Raw genomic sequence first — 15,743 nt, 5'->3', positions numbered from 1 at the left:
AAGCGAAAGGGGGAAACCATGTTCGACGCAATCCTGATCGACAAGGACGAGAGCGGATATTCGGCCAGGCTGGCGCAGCTCGACGATGATGCGCTGCCCGAGGGCGACCTGACGGTCGCGGTCGAATGGTCCACGATGAACTACAAGGACGCGCTGGCGCTGACCGGGAAAAGCCCGGTCGTCCGCCGCTTTCCTATGGTTCCCGGCATCGATTTCGCCGGCACGGTCGTCCAGTCCGGCAGCGATGCCTTCCGGCCGGGCGACAAGGTGGTCCATACCGGCTTCGGCATGGGCGAGACGCGATGGGGCGGCTATGCCGAACGGATGCGCGTGGCCTCCGAACGCACGCTGAAACTGCCCGAGGGTCTGGACACAAGGCAGGCGATGGCCATCGGCACGGCCGGGTTTACCGCAATGCTATGCGTGCTCGCTCTTGAACGGCATGGCGTGAAGCCCGGCGACGGCGATGTTCTGGTGACCGGGGCAACGGGCGGCGTCGGCAGCTTTGCCGTGAAGCTGCTCGCCGGCCGGGGCTACCGCGTCGTCGCGGCGACCGGCAAGGCCAGCGAGGCCGACTATCTGACCGGCCTCGGCGCAGCCGAGATCCTGGATCGGGCCGAGCTTTCGGCACCCGGCAAGCCGCTGGGCCGCGAACGCTGGATTGGCGCGGTCGATGCCGTCGGCGGCGTGACGCTGGCCAATGTATGCGCGGGCACGAAATATGGCGGCACCGTTGCAGCCTGCGGCCTGGCCGAGAGCATGGAGTTTCCCGCCACCGTCGCCCCCTTCATCCTGCGCGGCGTGACGCTGGCCGGCATCGACAGCGTGTTCTGCCCGATGGCGCTGCGTGCCCGGGCCTGGAAGGCGCTGGCGAAGGAGGTCGAAGCGAGGACGTTGGAGCAGGTCGCGACCGAGATCGCCCTTGCCAAGGTGCTCGACCGCGCGCCCGATCTGCTGGCCGGAAAGGTGCGAGGGCGATTGATCGTGAACGTCCGGGACGGATGACGACTCGCCATCGGTCACCGATCTCGGGGCGAGGGCATGATGTCTGCGGATGCCGGGACCGGCCCGCAAAGGGCGTGGCCCGAAGGCCATCTCCGGCATCCGCCGCGGCCCTGGTCAGCGAGGTTTGATGGCGTTGATGGCGAGGGATGCGCTGTTTCCGCCGTTCCGGGGCGGGGAAGGCGCGGGATGACGCGGCGAGTTCCTCCAGATCAGAAGGCTTGCCCAGATAATCGTCCGCGCCGGCATCGAGACCGAAGACTCGGTCGCGCACCTGATCGCGCGCCGTCAGCAGAAGGACCGGGATTCGCGATCCCCTGCTGCGCAGTTCAGCCAGCAGGTCCAGGCCCGAGCCGTCGGGCAACATGATGTCCAGGACCATGCCTGCGAAGCCGCCACCCTCCAGCGCGGCGCGGGCATCGGTCAGGGTGCCGACGGTATCGGCCGTGAACCCCGACAGCCCCAATCCGGCGCTGAGGCCGTGGACAGGACCGGATCGTCCTCGACAACCAGCAAGCGCATCCGTGTTTCCCCGTAATTCGTGACGATCACGCTATCGTCGACGGGGCTTAAGCTGGGCTTAAGGTGGCATCCTTAGCCAGTCCCCATGATGACGATATTGTTCCCCAACCCTGTTGGGGTGACGCTGGACGAGACGCGCCTGCGCGGCGGTCGGCTTAAGCCTGCCTTCCTTTTGCAGGAACAACCGCCGGGCGGGGCATGACCCGCAGACAAGGAAAGGAGCGGCAAGATGAGCGACATCAACCGTCGCCGTGCCTTGGGACTGGGCGTGATCGCAGTCGGGGGGGCTGGCCATGCCGGCGGTCCTGTGCGCGCAGAAAGGGCCGCGCCGCAATATCAGCAGTTTCACCATGCAGCGCTGGCAGGATCATTTCGATACGCTCGGCAAGGGCGCCATCGTCGCCGACACCAAGTCCCGCGCCCTGCATTTCTGGAGTGGGGACGAGGCGATCTATCGGGTCTATCCGACCTTGGTCCCGATCTCGGACGCGTTGACCAAGCGCGGCCATACCGAGATCGTGCGCAAGAAAGAGGGGCCAGGCTGGACCTCCACCGCCTCGCAGATGGAGCGCTTTCCCGACTGGAAGCCGGTCGCCGGCGGCGATCCGGCGAACCCGCTCGGCAGCCACGCGATGTATCTGCCCTGGCCTGCCTCTCTGATCCATGGCACCCATGACACGCGCAAGATCGGCCGGCTGCCCTCGGACAGCTGCATCGGGCTCTGCAACGAGAAGATTGCCGAGCTGTTCGCGCTTTGCCCGGTCGGCACGCAGGTGCGGATCATTTGAACCAAGGGGCGGCGGGGCATTTCCGCCGGTCCGAAACATGAAGGAGACATCATGCAACGCCGTCACCTCGTCCTTGCGGGTGCCAGCCTGCTGGCGCTGCCGGTTCTGGGTCGCGCCGGCCTTGCGCAGGAAACGCGCGACAACCCGATGCCCGACGACCTGCGCCAATCGCTGGAGCGCGACCCCACGGCGCCGGTTCTGGGCAACCCGCAGGGCGACATCACCCTGACCGAGTTCTTCGACTACAACTGCCCGTTCTGCCGCAAGATGGTCGAGCCGATGCATCGGCTGATCACCTCGGACAGGAACCTGCGGGTGGTGTTCCGCGAATGGCCGGTCTTCGGCGAGGATTCGGACTTTGCGGCACGGGCCTCGCTCGCCTCGCTGCAACAGGGCAGATACTGGCAGATGCATAGGGCGCTGTTTCGGACCAAGGGCCGGGTCACCGAGGCGGCCACGATGCGGGCTGCGCGCGATGTTGGCCTGGATACCGCACGGTTGGAGCGCGACATGGCGGCCGAGCCGGTCGAGCGCCACATTTCCATGAGCCATATGCTGGCCGAGCATATGGGCCTGATCGGCACCCCCACCTTCGTCGCAGGCGACGAGGGCGCCTTCGGCGAATACAGCCTCGACGACCTGCGCGGGCTGGTCCGGCGCGCGCGGGAGACGATGGGCTGAGAAGGGGGGTCGGAAACCGCCTCGCATGATCAGAGCCGCCCGAAGGGGCAGTCTGTGCGTTCGAGCGGCCCATGCCATGCAGGGCGGGCGTCTGGGCGCTCTTGATGAACCCCCCGAGCGCCCTTGATGCACAGACCCACGAGACGATAAACGGGACACCTCGAAATAAGCCGGGCGGCACATTGCGGATGAAGAAACGGACGATACAGGATGCCAGCCTTGTCGCGGTCGTTCTGATCACGACGGTCGCGCTGATCTGGGTCGTGCTGCCATTCTATGGCGGCGTGCTTTGGGCGGTCATCCTTGCCATCCTGTTCAGCCCGCTCCACGACCGGCTGGAGCATGTGCTGGGCGGACGGCGCAATCTGGCCGCCTTGCTCAGCGTGCTGGCCTGCATCTTCATCGTCGTCATTCCCGCCACGCTCATCCTGGGGGCGCTGGCCCGGCAGGCGACGAGCGTCTATCAAAGCGTCAGCTCGCAAGAGCCGGATCTGGCGGCGGTCATGGACCAGGTTCGCGGCGCCATGCCGTCCTTCGTCCTGGATGCGCTGTCGGCGATGAACCTCGGCAGCTTCGAGGAGATCCAGTCCCGGCTGGTCTCCTTTGTCGGGCAGGCGGCGCAGTTCATCGCGTCCCGGGCGATGGTGATCGGGCAGGGGGCCGCGCAGTTCTCGATCGGCCTCGGCGTCATGCTCTACGTGCTGTTCTTCCTGTTTCGCGACGGCCGGGGACTGGTCGGGTCCATCAGCGCCGCCAGCCCGCTGAGCGCGCCGCACACCCGGCACATCATGCAGAAATTCGTCGATGTGGTGAAGGCGACCGTCACCGGCAACGTGGTCATCGCGACCATCCAGGGCACCATCGGCGGCGTGACCTTCTGGCTGGTCGGGATCGAGGCCGCGCTGCTCTGCGGCGTGATCATGGGCGTGCTGTCGCTGCTGCCCGCCGTGGGCGCGTTCCTGGTCTGGCTGCCTTTCGCCGTCTATTACCTGATCACCGGCGCCTACCTGAAGGGCATCGTCATCATGGCGGTCGGGGTTTTGGTCATCAGCACCATCGACAATCTCCTGCGCCCGCCGCTGGTGGGCCGGCGCAGCAGCCTGCCGGATTACGTCGTGCTGGTCTCGACCCTGGGCGGCATTTCGCAGATGGGGATGAACGGCTTTGTCGTCGGCCCTCTGATCGCGGCGTTCTTCATCGCGGTCTGGAGCCTGTTTCGCGACGAGCAGTGATCCGGGCACGGGATGCGATGAAACCGGCGGATGCGATCCCGTGCCGCCGGATTTTTCCCAGGTTCGCGGCAGCGTCCCCCGTTCACCAGCCTGCCGCGTCCAGCCGCCCTGCGGGGCGAGTGTTTACTCTGACGCCGACGCCTTCATTCGTCCTGCCTGTGCCTCGGCACCCCTAGTCCCAGCCGATACTTGGCGACCGTCCGGCGCGAGAGGCGGATTCCTCGCGCCGCAAGCTTTTCGGCAAGGCGTGCATCGGTGCAGCGGTATCCCTCGGGCCAGTCGCCAATGATCTGGGAAAGGGTCTGCAGGACGCCCTCGCGGTCCAGGTCGGGGTTGTGCGAACTGATCGGCGGTTTCAGAAGGTCGCGCAAATGCACGGGACCGGCGGGCGTTCGTATGACCACTCCGGCGACCGCGCGGCTGATGGTGCTTTTGCTGAGGCCCAGACTCGTGCCAAGCGCGGTCATGGTCAGCGGACGCCGTGCGCCGTGGCCAAGCAGCCAGGACGACTGGATCTCGATCAGCGCCGTGCCGATGCGCAGCAGCGTCTGCATGCGGTTCTCTACCGCCGCGACCAGACCCTGCGCCATGGCCCGCGCTTCGCCGTCGCCCTCGTCGCCAAGGGCCAGTGCAAGCGACGGGCCGGGCTTCAACACGCCCTGCGCCGTCAGTTCCAGCTCGGGGGGCGGCCCGCCGGCAGCCGGGATGCCCAGCGGTGCCGGCGTGAGGGCGCGGATATCCGCGATCATGTCCCCCGCATCCTCGTGATCCGTTCCAAGAAAGGCGGCGATCGCCGAAAGATTGCCTTCGGCAACCAGATCCAGCCGGTCGAGCAGCCGGTCCATCCATGGGTCCAGCAGGTTCTTCGCCCGCAGTTGCAGGCGGAAACACTCGGACATGTCGCGGGCAAAGACGCCGTGCGGTTCAAGCCGGTGCAGATGCGGCAGCAAGCCCTCGAGGACGGCGGGCGTGGTGCCCAGCCAGCCGGCGATCTCGGCCAGCGGATCGGCCAGCAGGCCGCGGTCGTCGAGGCAATGGACCAGTTCCTGCGCGATCCGCATCTGGTCCGCCGGCAGAGGCAGCAGTCCGATCTGCGCGATCAGCTCGGCGCGCGGATCGTCCGGCTGCGGCAGCAGATCGGGATCCGCGCAAGTCAGCGCGGGGTTGCGCGCCAGTTCCAGCCTGATCCGGCGCGACAGCCGCCCGGCATCCATGCGCAGCACATCCAGCGACAGCTGCATCTTCTGGCTGAGCGCCAGTTTCCCGATCTGCCTTTGCGTCAGTTCCTGCCGCATCCGCCCCGCCGCCCGGTTGTTGCGCCGCGACTGTGGCACGCCACAGCCGCATCACACGCAACCCATTGAAAAGCCCACATCCATATTTTGGCACGCTTGTTGCTTGCAGTATCAACAGGGAGGACAGACATGGTCAAGGTCGGCATCATTGCCAATCCGATTTCGGCCCGCGACATCCGGCGGGTGATCTCGCATGCGGGCAACCTGCCCATCAACGACCGCGCCAATATCGTGCTGCGCATGATGGCCGGCCTGGCTGCGGCGGGGGTCGAGGAAGTCGTGGTCATGCCGGAAAACGGCGGCATCCGCTTTCACCTGGAGCGCAGCATCCAGCGCGAATTGCGCCTGGGCCACGCGAATTTCCCGCGCCTGCGCTATCTCGACATGCCCGTCACGGCGACGCCCGAGGACAGCGCCCGCGCCGCCCGGATGATGGCCGAGGACGGGGTGCGCGCCATCGTGGTGCTGGGCGGCGACGGCACCAATCGCGTGGTGGTCGGTGCCTGTGGCGCGGTGCCGGTGGCCGGCGTCTCGACCGGCACCAACAATGCGTTCCCGGAACTGCGCGAGCCGACCATCACCGGTCTGGCCGTGGGCCTGGCCGTCACCGGGCAGGTGCCCAAGCCGGTGGCGCTGCGCCCGAACAAATGGCTGGAGGTCACGCTGGGCGAGCGGCGCGAGATCGCGCTGGTCGATGTCGCGGTGGTCGAGGACCGCTTCGTCGGTGCCCGCGCCATCTGGAAAACCACCGGGTTCCGCGACCTGTTCGTGACCTTCGGCCTGCCGCAGGCCATCGGCATGTCGGCCATCGCCGGCCTTTGCGACCCGGTGGACCGCGCCACGCCCGAGGGCCGGCATGTCCGGCTGTCGCCCGATGCGCCGCGCCAGTTGCTGGCCCCCATCGCGCCGGGGCTCATCGACCGCGTCGGCATCGCGGGGGTCGCGCGAATGGCGCCGGGCCAGGCGCATCGCCCCTCGATCCACGCCGGCACGCTGGCCTTCGACGGCGAGCGCGAGCTGACATTCACCGAAGGCGACCGGGTCTCGGTGCGGCTGGTGCCCGACGCCTTCCGCACCATCGACGTGCCCGCCTGCATGGCCCATGCCGCGCAGGCCGGGCTGTTCATCCGCAACCCAGACTGAACCAGACAAGGGAGGAGTTCATGTCCAATCCGTTTCCGCTGCCGAAAGAGCAGCTTCTGGACGCCTATCGCAAGATGAAGACCATCCGCGATTTCGAAGAGCGGCTGCATGTCGATTTCGCCCGCGGCGAGATCCCCGGCTTCGTCCACCTTTATGCCGGGGAGGAGGCGACGGCGGTCGGCATCATGATGCATCTGCACGACCGAGACCGCATCGCCTCGACCCATCGCGGCCACGGCCATTGCATCGCCAAGGGCGTCGACGTCAAGGCGATGATGGCCGAGATCTATGGCAAGGCCACCGGCTGCTGCGCGGGCAAGGGCGGCTCGATGCATATCGCCGACCTGTCCTTGGGGATGATGGGCGCGAACGGCATCCTGGGCGCCGGTGCGCCGCTGGTTTGCGGCGCGGCGCTGGCGGCGCAGAAGCTGGGCCATGACGGCGTCGGCATCACCTTCTTCGGCGACGGCGCCTCGAACCAGGGCACGGTGCTGGAAAGCATGAACCTGGCCGCGATCTGGAACCTGCCGGCGATCTTCGTGGTCGAGAACAACGGCTATGCCGAATCGACCTCGGTCGATTACGCCACCGCCTCGGACAGCTATGTGGACCGGGCGACCGGCTTCGGCATGCCGGGGATCACCGTGGACGGGCTGGATTTCTTTGCCGTCTACGAGGCGGCGGGCGAGGTCATCCGCCGCGCCCGCGAAGGCGCCGGGCCGACGCTGCTGGAATGCAAGAACGTGCGCTTCTTCGGCCATTTCGAGGGCGACGCCCAGACCTACAAGGCGCCGGGCGAGAACGAATACAACCGCGCCAACAACGATTGCCTGAAGCTGTTCCGCCAGAAGGTGACCGAGGCCGGGGTGATCTCGGAGTCCGAGCTGGACGCCATCGACGCCGAAGTGGCGCAGTTGATCGACGAGGCCGTGGCCGAGGCCATCGCCGCGCCGCTGCCCGGCCCCGAGCAGCTGACCACCGACGTCTATGTGAACTGATCGAGCGAGGGAGGAAAAGGAAATGGCACGCATCATCAGCATGAAGGACGCGGTGAACGAGGCGCTGGATCAGGAGATGACCCGCGACCCCACCGTGATCATGATGGGCGAGGATATCGTCGGCGGCGCCGGCGCGCAGGGCGAGGACGACGCCTGGGGCGGGGTTCTGGGCGTCAGCAAGGGGCTTTACGCCAAGCACCCGAACCAGATGATCGACACGCCGCTGTCGGAAAGCGCCTATGTCGGCGCGGCCATCGGTGCGGCGACGGCGGGACTGCGGCCGGTGGCGGAACTGATGTTCATCGACTTCATCGGCGTCTGCCTGGACCAGGTCTTTAACCAGGCGGCGAAGTTTCGCTACATGTTCGGCGGCAAGGCCGAGACCCCGGTGGTGATCCGCGCCATGTGCGGCGCCGGTTTCCGCGCCGCCGCCCAGCACAGCCAGATGCTGACGCCGCTGTTCACGCATATCCCCGGCCTCAAGGTGGTCTGCCCCTCGAACGCCTATGACTGCAAGGGCCTGCTGATCCAGGCGATCAGGGACAACGACCCGGTGATCTTCCTCGAACACAAGAACCTTTACGCCAGCACGGCGGATGTGCCCGAGGAGCCCTATACCATCCCCTTCGGCGAGGCGAACATCGTCCGCGAGGGCCGGGACGCAACCATCGTCACCTATGGCCAGATGGTCGGCCGCTCGGTCGAGGCTGCCGAGCTGCTGAAGAAGGACGGCGTCGATGTCGAGGTGATCGACCTGCGCACGCTGTCGCCCATCGACATGGACACGGTGCTGGAAAGCGTCGAGGCGACCGGCCGGCTGGTCTGCGTGGACGAGGCGAACCCGCGCTGTTCCATCGCCGCCGACATTGCTGCGACCGTGGCGCAGGACGCCTTCGACGCGCTCAAGGCACCCATCCGGATGGTGACGCCGCCGCATGCGCCGGTGCCTTTCTCGCCCTCGCTGGAGGATGCCTATGTGCCCTCGGCCGAGCGCATCGCCGCGGCCGTCCGCAAGACGCTGGAGAACTGACATGGCAGACATCACTCCGATCCTGATGCCGAAATGGGGCCTGTCGATGAAGGAGGGCAAGCTTGCCGCCTGGCATGTCGCCGAGGGCGCCGAGATCAAGCCCGGCGACGAGATCATGGATGTCGAGACCGACAAGATCGCCAATGTGGTCGAGGCTGCCGACGGCGGGCTCTTGCGCCGCCGCATCGGCGTCGAGGGCGAGACCTATCCGGTGCGCGCGCTTCTGGCCGTCATGGCGCCGCCTTCGGTCGCGGAGGACGAGATCGACGCCTATGTCGCGGCCTACGAGACCCCTTCGGCCGGTGACGACGAGGGCGAGGAAGGCCCGAGCTATCAGTTCGCCGACCTGCCCGCCGGCCGCATCCGCTATGCCGAGCGACCGGGCGAGGGCATGCCCCTGATCCTGATCCACGGCTTCGGCGGCGATCTGGACAACTGGCTGTTCAACATCGACGCGCTGGCGGAAAACGCGCCCGTCTATGCGCTGGACCTGCCCGGTCATGGCCAGTCGGTGAAATCGGCGCGCCCGGCAGGGCTGGAGCTGATGGTCCAGACCGTGATCGCCTTCATGGACCATCTGGGCATCGACAAGGCGCATCTGGCCGGCCATTCCATGGGCGGGCTGGTTGCCGGCACGCTGGCGGCGCAGCATCCCGCGCGCGTCGCCTCGGTCACGCTGATCTGTTCGGCGGGGCTCGGGTCCGAGATCAACTCGGACTATATCGACGGCTTCGTGAGGGCCGCCGGTCGCAAGGACCTGAAGCCGGTGCTGGCGCATCTGTTCAAGGATCAGTCGCTGGTCAGCCGCGCGATGGTCGAGGATTTGCTGAAATACAAGCGCCTCGACGGCGTGCAGGACTTCCTGACCGAACTGGCCGGCAGCCTGTTCCGCGAGGGCCGGCAGGCCCAGCAGGTGGCCGAGGCGCTGGCCGCCTCGGGCGTGCCGGCGCAGGTGATCTGGGGCGAGGCCGATGCCGTCATCCCTGCCGCCCATGCCGAAAGCCTGCAAGGCGCGTCCCGCCATGTGGTCTCTGGGGCGGGCCACATGGTGCAGATGGAGCAATCGGCCGAGGTGAACCGCCTGATCCGCGACTTCATCGCCTGAGAGCCCGGCCGTCCCCAAGGGGGCGGCCCTTTGCAATGGGAGGAGAGACATGAGCAATTCCGTCGAAGGCCGCAGCATCATCGTCACCGGCTCGGGCCGGGGCATCGGGCGCTCCATCGCCGAGGGGCTGGCCAGGGCCGGTGCGCGGGTGGTGATCGCCGACATTGCCGCCGCTACCGCAGAGGCCACCGCCGCCGAGATCCGCGAGGCGGGCGCGCAGGCCATCGGCCTTGCCGTCGACGTGACCGACCGGGCCAGCGCGCGCGACCTGATCGCCCGCACCGTCGCCGAATACGGCCGGCTCGACGCCATGTTCAACAATGCCGGCATCGCGCAGGTCAAGCAGTTCAACGACATCACCGAAGAGGACTGGCACCGCGTCATGGACGTGAATGCCATGGGCGTGCTGATCGGCATCCAGGAGGCGGCGAAGCAGTTCATCGCCCAGGGCGGCGGCGGCAAGATCGTCAACACCGCCTCGATCGCCGGCAAGCAGGGCTATGAGCCCCTGGCGCATTACTCGGCCAGCAAGTTCGCCGTGGTGGCGCTGACCCAGGCCGCCGCCCGCGCCTTCGGCAAGCACGGCATCTGCGTCAACGCCATCTGCCCCGGCGTGGTCGCGACCGACATGTGGAAGCTGATCGACAAGGGCTTCAAGGACGAGGGGCTGACCCAACGCGACAACGAGGCATTCGAGGGCTTTTCCGCCGACATCCTGCTGGGCAGGCCTTCGCGCCCAGACGATCTGGCGGGGGTTTCGATCTTTCTCGCCTCGGCCGGGTCCGATTACATGACCGGGCAAAGCCTGGTCGTCGATGGAGGGATGGTGCTGGTATGAACGCGAAACAGAAGCTGGCCGAGATGAACGCGCGCGCCGCCGCGCTCTACAAGGCCGACGGCAAGACCATGTCCGCCTTTCGCGGGCTGATGGTCGCCGCCAACCGCGAGGGCAAGGTCGGCCCGGCGATGAAGGAGATGATCGCCATCGCCGTCGCCATCGGGCGCGGCTGCGAGGATTGCATCGTCTTTCACGCCAGCGAGGCCAAGGCCCACGGCGCCAGCCGCGAGGAATTGCTGGAGGTGCTGGCCGTCGCCATCGAGATGTCGGGCGGGCCGGGCACGGTCTATGCGGCAAAGGCGCTGGCCGCCTTCGACGAGCTGTGAGGTGTCGCCATGAAAGCATTGCGTTTCCATGCCGCCAGGGATCTGCGGATCGAGGACATTCCCGAGCCGCCCCGCCCCGGACCCGGCCAGGTGCTGATCCGAAACAGCCATGTCGGCATCTGCGGCACCGACCTGCATGAATATGCCTCGGGTCCGATCTTCATCCCGACCCAGCCGCATCCCTATTCCGGCGCCCATGGCCCGCAGGTGCTGGGCCACGAGTTCGGCGGCGAGGTCGTGGCGGTGGGCGAGGGCGTGACCAAGGTGGCGCCCGGCGACCGGGTGGCGGTGCAGCCGCTGATCATGCCGCGCGGCGGCGAATATTTTGCCGACCGCGGCTGGCACAACCTCTCGGGCAGCCTGGCGCTGGTCGGGCTTTCCTGGGCCTCGGGCGGCATGGCCGAGATGGCGCTGCTGAACGACTACAATGTCGAGAAGATCCCTGACGGCATGAGCGACGAAGAGGCCGCGCTGGTCGAGCCGACCGCCGTCTGCGTCTATGCCTGCGACCGGGGCCGGATCACCGCCGGGGATTCGGTGCTGGTGACGGGCGCCGGTCCCATCGGCATCCTTGCGCTTCTGACCGCGCGGGCCTTCGGCGCGACGCGGTTGTTCGTGTCGGACGTGAACGACACGCGGCTGGCGCTTGCGGCCGAGGTCGTGCCGGGCGTCGTCACCGTCAATCCTGCGCGCGAGGATGTGGGCGAGAGGGTGCGCGCCGGCACGCAGGACGGCATCGGCTGCGACGTGGCGCTGGAATGCGTCGGCAACGAACGTGCGCTGCAATCCTGCCTCGACGCGGTGCGCAAGCAGGGGGTGATCGTGCAGACCGGGCTGCATCCCGGCAAGGGCAGCGTGGATTTCTTCCAGCTGACGTTCAAGGATGCCGAGATCCGCGGCTCGTGGTGCTATCCGACCCATAGCTGGCCGCGCACCATCGAGCTGATCGCCTCGGGCGCCATCCCGGCCAAGCGGGTGGTGACCAGGCGCATCGCGCTGGCCGACGCCGTGGCCGAGGGGTTCGAGGCACTCCTGGACCCTGCCGGCAGCCAGCTGAAGATCCTGATCGACCTCTCGCGCTGACAACCGCGCCTGCGACAAGATTTCTGCCCCGGCGCGGCCAACCCGTGCTATGGTCGCGCCGGGCTTTGGGAGGAGCCGATGCGGGGGATGCCGGATACGGGGACGCATGTCCTTGAAGTCATTCGCGTGGCCGAGGGCGAGACCTCGCCGCGCCGGGATGCCGATGTCCTGGCCTCGTGGCGGCGCTGCGTCAACGAACACCAGCTCGACCCCAGCCGCCATGCCGGGCCGCGCATCGTCACCCAGAAGGAACTGCGCCAGCATCGCCAGGAATCCGAGGAGCTGCTGGGCGTGGCCCGGCACGGCATGGAGGACCTGTATCGCCGTGTGAACGCGATGGGCTATGTGCTGCTGCTCGCGAATGCGCGCGGCGTGACCGTCGATGCCATCGGCGATGCGGAGCTGGACCGCGAGCTGCGCCATGCCGGACTGATCGCCGGTTCGGAATGGCATGAACGCCATGTCGGCACCAACGGCGTCGGCGCCTGCCTCGCCACCGGGCGGGCGATCACCGTGCATCGCACCGACCATTTCGACGTGGCGCTGACGCCGCTGTCCTGCACCGCAGTGCCGGTCCATGACACGCGCGGCGGGCTGATCGGCGTGCTGGACCTGTCGCATCTGCAGGCGCCGCAGGACAAGATGAGCCAGGCGCTGACGCTGGAGGTGATGAAATCCTGCGTCCGGCGCATCGAGATGGCCAATCTGGTGCGCCGGCATCGCGCCGACTGGATCTTGCGGCTGAACCCCTCGCCCGAGTTCCTTGACGTGGACCCGATGGCCGCGGTCGCCATCGACCCCGAGGGCCGCATCAGCGGCATGACCAACAATGCGCGCGAGCTTTTGGCTGGCGGGCCGGCCCAGGCGCTGATCGGGCGGCGCTTCGACGATATCTTCGCCTATGACATGGACGACCTGCCCAAGCTGTCGCGCGCCATGGCGCCGGTCGACGGCGCGCTGGAGATGCAGGCCGGCGGGCTGATCTTTGCCCGTGCCGTGCCGCCGACCGCGCCGCCGCGCCGGGCTGCGGAAGGCAGCCTGCCCCAGCCGCTGCGCGCGATCCATGGCGGCGATCCGGCCATGGAATGCCTGGCCGAGCGCGCCGCCAAGGTGGTGGACCGCCAGATCAGCGTCATCCTGCGCGGCGAGACGGGGACCGGCAAGGAGTTCATCGCCCGCGCCATGCACGAGTCCTCGCGCAGGCGGGGGGCCTTCGTCGCGATCAACTGCGCCGCGCTGCCCGAGGCTCTGATCGAAAGCGAGCTGTTCGGCTATACCCCGAACGCCTTTACCGGCGCCCACGCGCGCGGCAAGAAGGGCCTGATCCGCGAGGCGCATGGCGGCACGCTGTTCCTTGACGAGATCGGAGACATGCCGCTGGCCTTGCAGGCGCGGCTGCTGCGCGTGCTGTCGGAACGCGAGTTGCTGCCGGTCGGTGCCACGCGCGCCGAGCCGGTGGATATCCGCGTCATCTCGGCCTCGCATCATGACCTGGCCCAGCTGGTGGCCGAGGGGCGGTTCCGGCAGGATCTCTATTACCGGCTGAACGGGCTGGTGCTGGACATCCCGCCGGTCCGGGCGCGGGCCGACCTGGAATGGCTGATCGCCCGCATCGCCGGCGCGACCGAGGGCAAGCCGCGATTTTCCCCGCAGGCCATGGCCCTGCTGCTGGCCCATGACTGGCCCGGCAACGTCCGCGAGATCGTCAATCTTTGCGAGCTTGCCGCGGCGATGTGCGACGGTGCCCCGGTCCTGCCCGCGCATCTGCCGGCAGGGATGGCGGATCGAGCCGCCCTGTCCCGGTCGCCGGCAGGCAGCAGGCCCGAGGACGAATTGCTGCGGCTCCTGGACGAACATGGGGGCAATGTCTCGGCTGCAGCCCGTGCCGCGAAGATCGACCGCTCGACATTCTACCGGCGCTTGCGCAAGTCGAAATAGGAATTGGCGCCTCGGGTCTTTGGCCGTCGGCAGGCCGGGATGGGTTTCAAACGCCGCCAGATACGGCCCTGCGTTGCGGAATAACCCGGCGGCACGATGGCGACCGCCGGGAAAAGCGTCAGAACTTGATCGCTGCGCGCAGGCTGACCATATTGCCGTCGCCCTCGAACCGATGAATGCTGTCGATTCCACTGATATCGCCGATATCGTAATGGGTATATTTGGCGCCGACGATCAGGCGGTCGGTAACGGCATAATCCAGCCCTAGCGATACGGTCATGGCATCCTGATCCAGGATGTTGGCATAGCCCACGGCAATATACGGCAACGCGCGCTTGATCGCATAACCCGCCTGAAGTTCGGCGCCGTAGGTATCCTTGCCGAATTGCACCGTCCCTCCAAGTTCCGCGAGGTTGAATCGGTTAGAGCCGTTCCTTCCGTAGTGGACTTCGATACCACCGACAAAGTTGTTCTGCCATTGGCGGCGATAGCCCGCGAACAGGCCATAGCTATTGCCATCCTCGCTGAAACTATCGGTGAGCTGTTCGGTCCACGCTTCACGGACAACCTCGGTCCATGCTTCCTGCACCACGACAGTCCTGGCGGGTTTCACGATCTCGGTCCGGGCTTCCTGCACCACGACGGTCTCGGTGACTTCTTCGACCCATGCCTCCTGGACCACGACGGTTTCGGTGACGGTTTCGGTCCAGGCATCCTTGATCACGACCTCTTTTTCAGGCGAGATCACTTCGACCCATGCATCCTGAACTACCCGTTCCTCATAGATGGGACGATTTTCATAGACCGGAACTTCTTCATAGACGGGGACATGGCGCCAGCCGGTATGGTGATTTTCATCCCGTTGTTTTTCGCCATTTTCATCGCGGTATACGTCTTCCCTGACTTTTACCGTTTCAGTTCCGATCTGAACCTCTTCCCAGCCGACCGTTACCTTTTCCTTCACCTCTGGATGTTCTTTTGTCACCGCAGGGATTTTCTCGACGATCGCCGGATGGTCGATCTCCTTGACGACCTTTTCCTCGGTGACTTCGGGGTGTTCAATCACCTCGACAACCCGGTCTTCGGTGACTTCGGGATGTTCGATGACTTCGGCGGGGATTTCCTCGGTAATGGCGTCGTGCTCGACCGTAATGGCATCATGGTGGATTTCACCAGTCGACTTCAGATCGAGTTTGGTATTTCCGATGTAAGCGCCGACATAAGGACCAGTCCAACTGAATGCCGGGCGGGCGACTTCCACGACCGGGCTGATTTGCGGTTGGATCACCGGAGCGACGTAGCCGCCAGAAAAAGCGGGCGATGCAAGAAAAGTGGTTGCGGCCAAAATCAGAGCGATACGGTTGCTCATCTCGTCTCCTATGCACTTGTTAACTTATCTCTTAAAGCAACCACTGGCGATTTTCTGCAACCTGTCCGTTTGTACTGGTTTGGTTGATATTGCCCTTGTGCGAAGGGGCCCATTACCGGCCGCCTTGCGAGCGGTGGGTATATGTGCGCGGCGGCCCGTCTGCCCGAAAACATGCTGATAAACGTGAGAGTGATAGCTGTGTCGCTTAACCGGCTTTGCAACTTTTGATTGCAATGGACATTCTTGCAGAACTTTGTCGTTCAGGAGGATTAACAAGGCAAATCCAGCAGGTTAAGAACCTGCCATGATCCGGCCTGAACCTTCCCGCTGTTGCAGGGCAAACCGGGGTCTTACAACGCAGCATTGAAGCGGCGCGGGTTGCAGCCGATCCGG

13 protein-coding genes and 2 pseudogenes are annotated in these 15,743 nt (G+C 66.3%); 12 read left to right on the top strand and 3 right to left on the bottom strand.

Annotation, left to right across the window (positions count from 1 at the left end; genetic code table 11):
* Positions 1–18 precede the first annotated feature (18 nt).
* Positions 19–1,005, top strand: coding sequence for an acrylyl-CoA reductase (NADPH) (gene acuI / locus BLT64_RS14700; protein WP_011751209.1), 987 nt, complete (start codon positions 19–21; stop codon positions 1,003–1,005).
* A 178-nt stretch (positions 1,006–1,183) separates the two neighbouring features.
* Here the strand turns inward: acuI and BLT64_RS14695 are convergent.
* Positions 1,184–1,524, bottom strand: a pseudogene (locus BLT64_RS14695) (response regulator); the annotation flags it as partial.
* A gap of 229 nt (positions 1,525–1,753) precedes the next feature.
* Between BLT64_RS14695 and BLT64_RS14690 the strand changes: the two are divergent.
* The 3 genes and pseudogenes from BLT64_RS14690 (at position 1,754) to BLT64_RS14680 (ending at position 4,225) form a co-directional block, all read left to right on the top strand.
* Positions 1,754–2,312: pseudogene (locus BLT64_RS14690) on the top strand (L,D-transpeptidase).
* 51 nt (positions 2,313–2,363) lie between these two features.
* Positions 2,364–2,993, top strand: coding sequence for a DsbA family protein (locus BLT64_RS14685; RefSeq protein WP_011751207.1), 630 nt, complete (start codon positions 2,364–2,366; stop codon positions 2,991–2,993).
* Positions 2,994–3,181: 188 nt separating this feature from the next.
* Positions 3,182–4,225: an AI-2E family transporter gene (locus tag BLT64_RS14680; protein ID WP_011751206.1), complete on the top strand. Its 1,044-nt coding sequence runs from the start codon at positions 3,182–3,184 to the stop codon at positions 4,223–4,225.
* Between the two features lie 143 nt (positions 4,226–4,368).
* On the opposite strand, the gene BLT64_RS14675 is transcribed toward BLT64_RS14680, so the two are convergent.
* The gene (locus BLT64_RS14675) at positions 4,369–5,559 is read right to left on the bottom strand and encodes an RNA polymerase factor sigma-54 (protein ID WP_011751205.1); all 1,191 of its coding nucleotides are present in this window, start codon (positions 5,557–5,559) and stop codon (positions 4,369–4,371) included.
* A gap of 90 nt (positions 5,560–5,649) precedes the next feature.
* Here BLT64_RS14675 and BLT64_RS14670 point away from each other — a divergent pair, with 90 nt between their 5' ends.
* The 8 genes from BLT64_RS14670 to BLT64_RS14635 all read left to right on the top strand — a co-directional run bounded on the left by BLT64_RS14670 (position 5,650) and on the right by BLT64_RS14635 (position 13,981).
* Positions 5,650–6,663, top strand: a complete 1,014-nt coding sequence (locus BLT64_RS14670) for an ATP-NAD kinase family protein (RefSeq protein WP_011751204.1) — start codon at positions 5,650–5,652, stop codon at positions 6,661–6,663.
* A 20-nt stretch (positions 6,664–6,683) separates the two neighbouring features.
* Positions 6,684–7,661, top strand: coding sequence for a thiamine pyrophosphate-dependent dehydrogenase E1 component subunit alpha (locus tag BLT64_RS14665; protein ID WP_011751203.1), 978 nt, complete (start codon positions 6,684–6,686; stop codon positions 7,659–7,661).
* A gap of 22 nt (positions 7,662–7,683) precedes the next feature.
* A complete protein-coding gene (locus tag BLT64_RS14660) occupies positions 7,684–8,691 on the top strand; it encodes an alpha-ketoacid dehydrogenase subunit beta (protein WP_011751202.1) in 1,008 nt (335 codons plus the stop codon).
* Between the two features lies 1 nt (position 8,692).
* On the top strand, positions 8,693–9,796 hold the full coding sequence (locus BLT64_RS14655; protein WP_011751201.1) for an acetoin dehydrogenase dihydrolipoyllysine-residue acetyltransferase subunit: 1,104 nt from the start codon (positions 8,693–8,695) through the stop codon (positions 9,794–9,796).
* A gap of 49 nt (positions 9,797–9,845) precedes the next feature.
* Positions 9,846–10,634 carry an SDR family NAD(P)-dependent oxidoreductase gene (locus BLT64_RS14650; RefSeq protein ID WP_011751200.1) on the top strand — a complete coding sequence of 263 codons (789 nt, stop codon included), beginning with the start codon at positions 9,846–9,848 and terminating at the stop codon, positions 10,632–10,634.
* Positions 10,631–10,960 carry a carboxymuconolactone decarboxylase family protein gene (locus BLT64_RS14645; protein ID WP_011751199.1) on the top strand — a complete coding sequence of 110 codons (330 nt, stop codon included), beginning with the start codon at positions 10,631–10,633 and terminating at the stop codon, positions 10,958–10,960. The genes BLT64_RS14650 and BLT64_RS14645 overlap by 4 nt, the downstream gene beginning before the upstream one ends.
* Positions 10,961–10,969: 9 nt before the next feature.
* Positions 10,970–12,043, top strand: a complete 1,074-nt coding sequence (locus BLT64_RS14640) for a 2,3-butanediol dehydrogenase (RefSeq protein WP_011751198.1) — start codon at positions 10,970–10,972, stop codon at positions 12,041–12,043.
* 78 nt (positions 12,044–12,121) lie between these two features.
* Positions 12,122–13,981 carry a sigma-54-dependent Fis family transcriptional regulator gene (locus BLT64_RS14635; RefSeq protein WP_011751197.1) on the top strand — a complete coding sequence of 620 codons (1,860 nt, stop codon included), beginning with the start codon at positions 12,122–12,124 and terminating at the stop codon, positions 13,979–13,981.
* Between the two features lie 118 nt (positions 13,982–14,099).
* Here BLT64_RS14635 and BLT64_RS14630 read toward each other — a convergent pair whose 3' ends face one another.
* Positions 14,100–15,350, bottom strand: coding sequence for an outer membrane protein (locus tag BLT64_RS14630; RefSeq protein ID WP_011751196.1), 1,251 nt, complete (start codon positions 15,348–15,350; stop codon positions 14,100–14,102).
* Between the last annotated feature and the right edge of the window lie 393 nt (positions 15,351–15,743).

Source organism: Paracoccus denitrificans, assembly GCF_900100045.1.
GTDB classification, from domain to species: Bacteria; Pseudomonadota; Alphaproteobacteria; order Rhodobacterales; family Rhodobacteraceae; genus Paracoccus; species Paracoccus denitrificans.
This window is presented reverse-complemented; position numbering and strand designations above follow the sequence as displayed.

Bases quoted from the DNA above. Each gene is read 5' to 3' on its own strand.
- BLT64_RS14645 (WP_011751199.1), top strand. From the start codon at position 10,631: ATGAACGCGAAACAGAAGCTGGCCGAGATGAACGCGCGCGCCGCCGCG.
- BLT64_RS14635 (WP_011751197.1), top strand. From the start codon at position 12,122: ATGCGGGGGATGCCGGATACGGGGACGCATGTCCTTGAAGTCATTCGC.
- BLT64_RS14665 (WP_011751203.1), top strand. From the start codon at position 6,684: ATGTCCAATCCGTTTCCGCTGCCGAAAGAGCAGCTTCTGGACGCCTAT.
- BLT64_RS14660 (WP_011751202.1), top strand. From the start codon at position 7,684: ATGGCACGCATCATCAGCATGAAGGACGCGGTGAACGAGGCGCTGGAT.
- acuI (WP_011751209.1), top strand. From the start codon at position 19: ATGTTCGACGCAATCCTGATCGACAAGGACGAGAGCGGATATTCGGCC.
- BLT64_RS14650 (WP_011751200.1), top strand. From the start codon at position 9,846: ATGAGCAATTCCGTCGAAGGCCGCAGCATCATCGTCACCGGCTCGGGC.
- BLT64_RS14670 (WP_011751204.1), top strand. From the start codon at position 5,650: ATGGTCAAGGTCGGCATCATTGCCAATCCGATTTCGGCCCGCGACATC.
- BLT64_RS14655 (WP_011751201.1), top strand. From the start codon at position 8,693: ATGGCAGACATCACTCCGATCCTGATGCCGAAATGGGGCCTGTCGATG.
- BLT64_RS14685 (WP_011751207.1), top strand. From the start codon at position 2,364: ATGCAACGCCGTCACCTCGTCCTTGCGGGTGCCAGCCTGCTGGCGCTG.
- BLT64_RS14630 (WP_011751196.1), bottom strand. From the start codon at position 15,350: ATGAGCAACCGTATCGCTCTGATTTTGGCCGCAACCACTTTTCTTGCA.
- BLT64_RS14640 (WP_011751198.1), top strand. From the start codon at position 10,970: ATGAAAGCATTGCGTTTCCATGCCGCCAGGGATCTGCGGATCGAGGAC.
- BLT64_RS14680 (WP_011751206.1), top strand. From the start codon at position 3,182: ATGAAGAAACGGACGATACAGGATGCCAGCCTTGTCGCGGTCGTTCTG.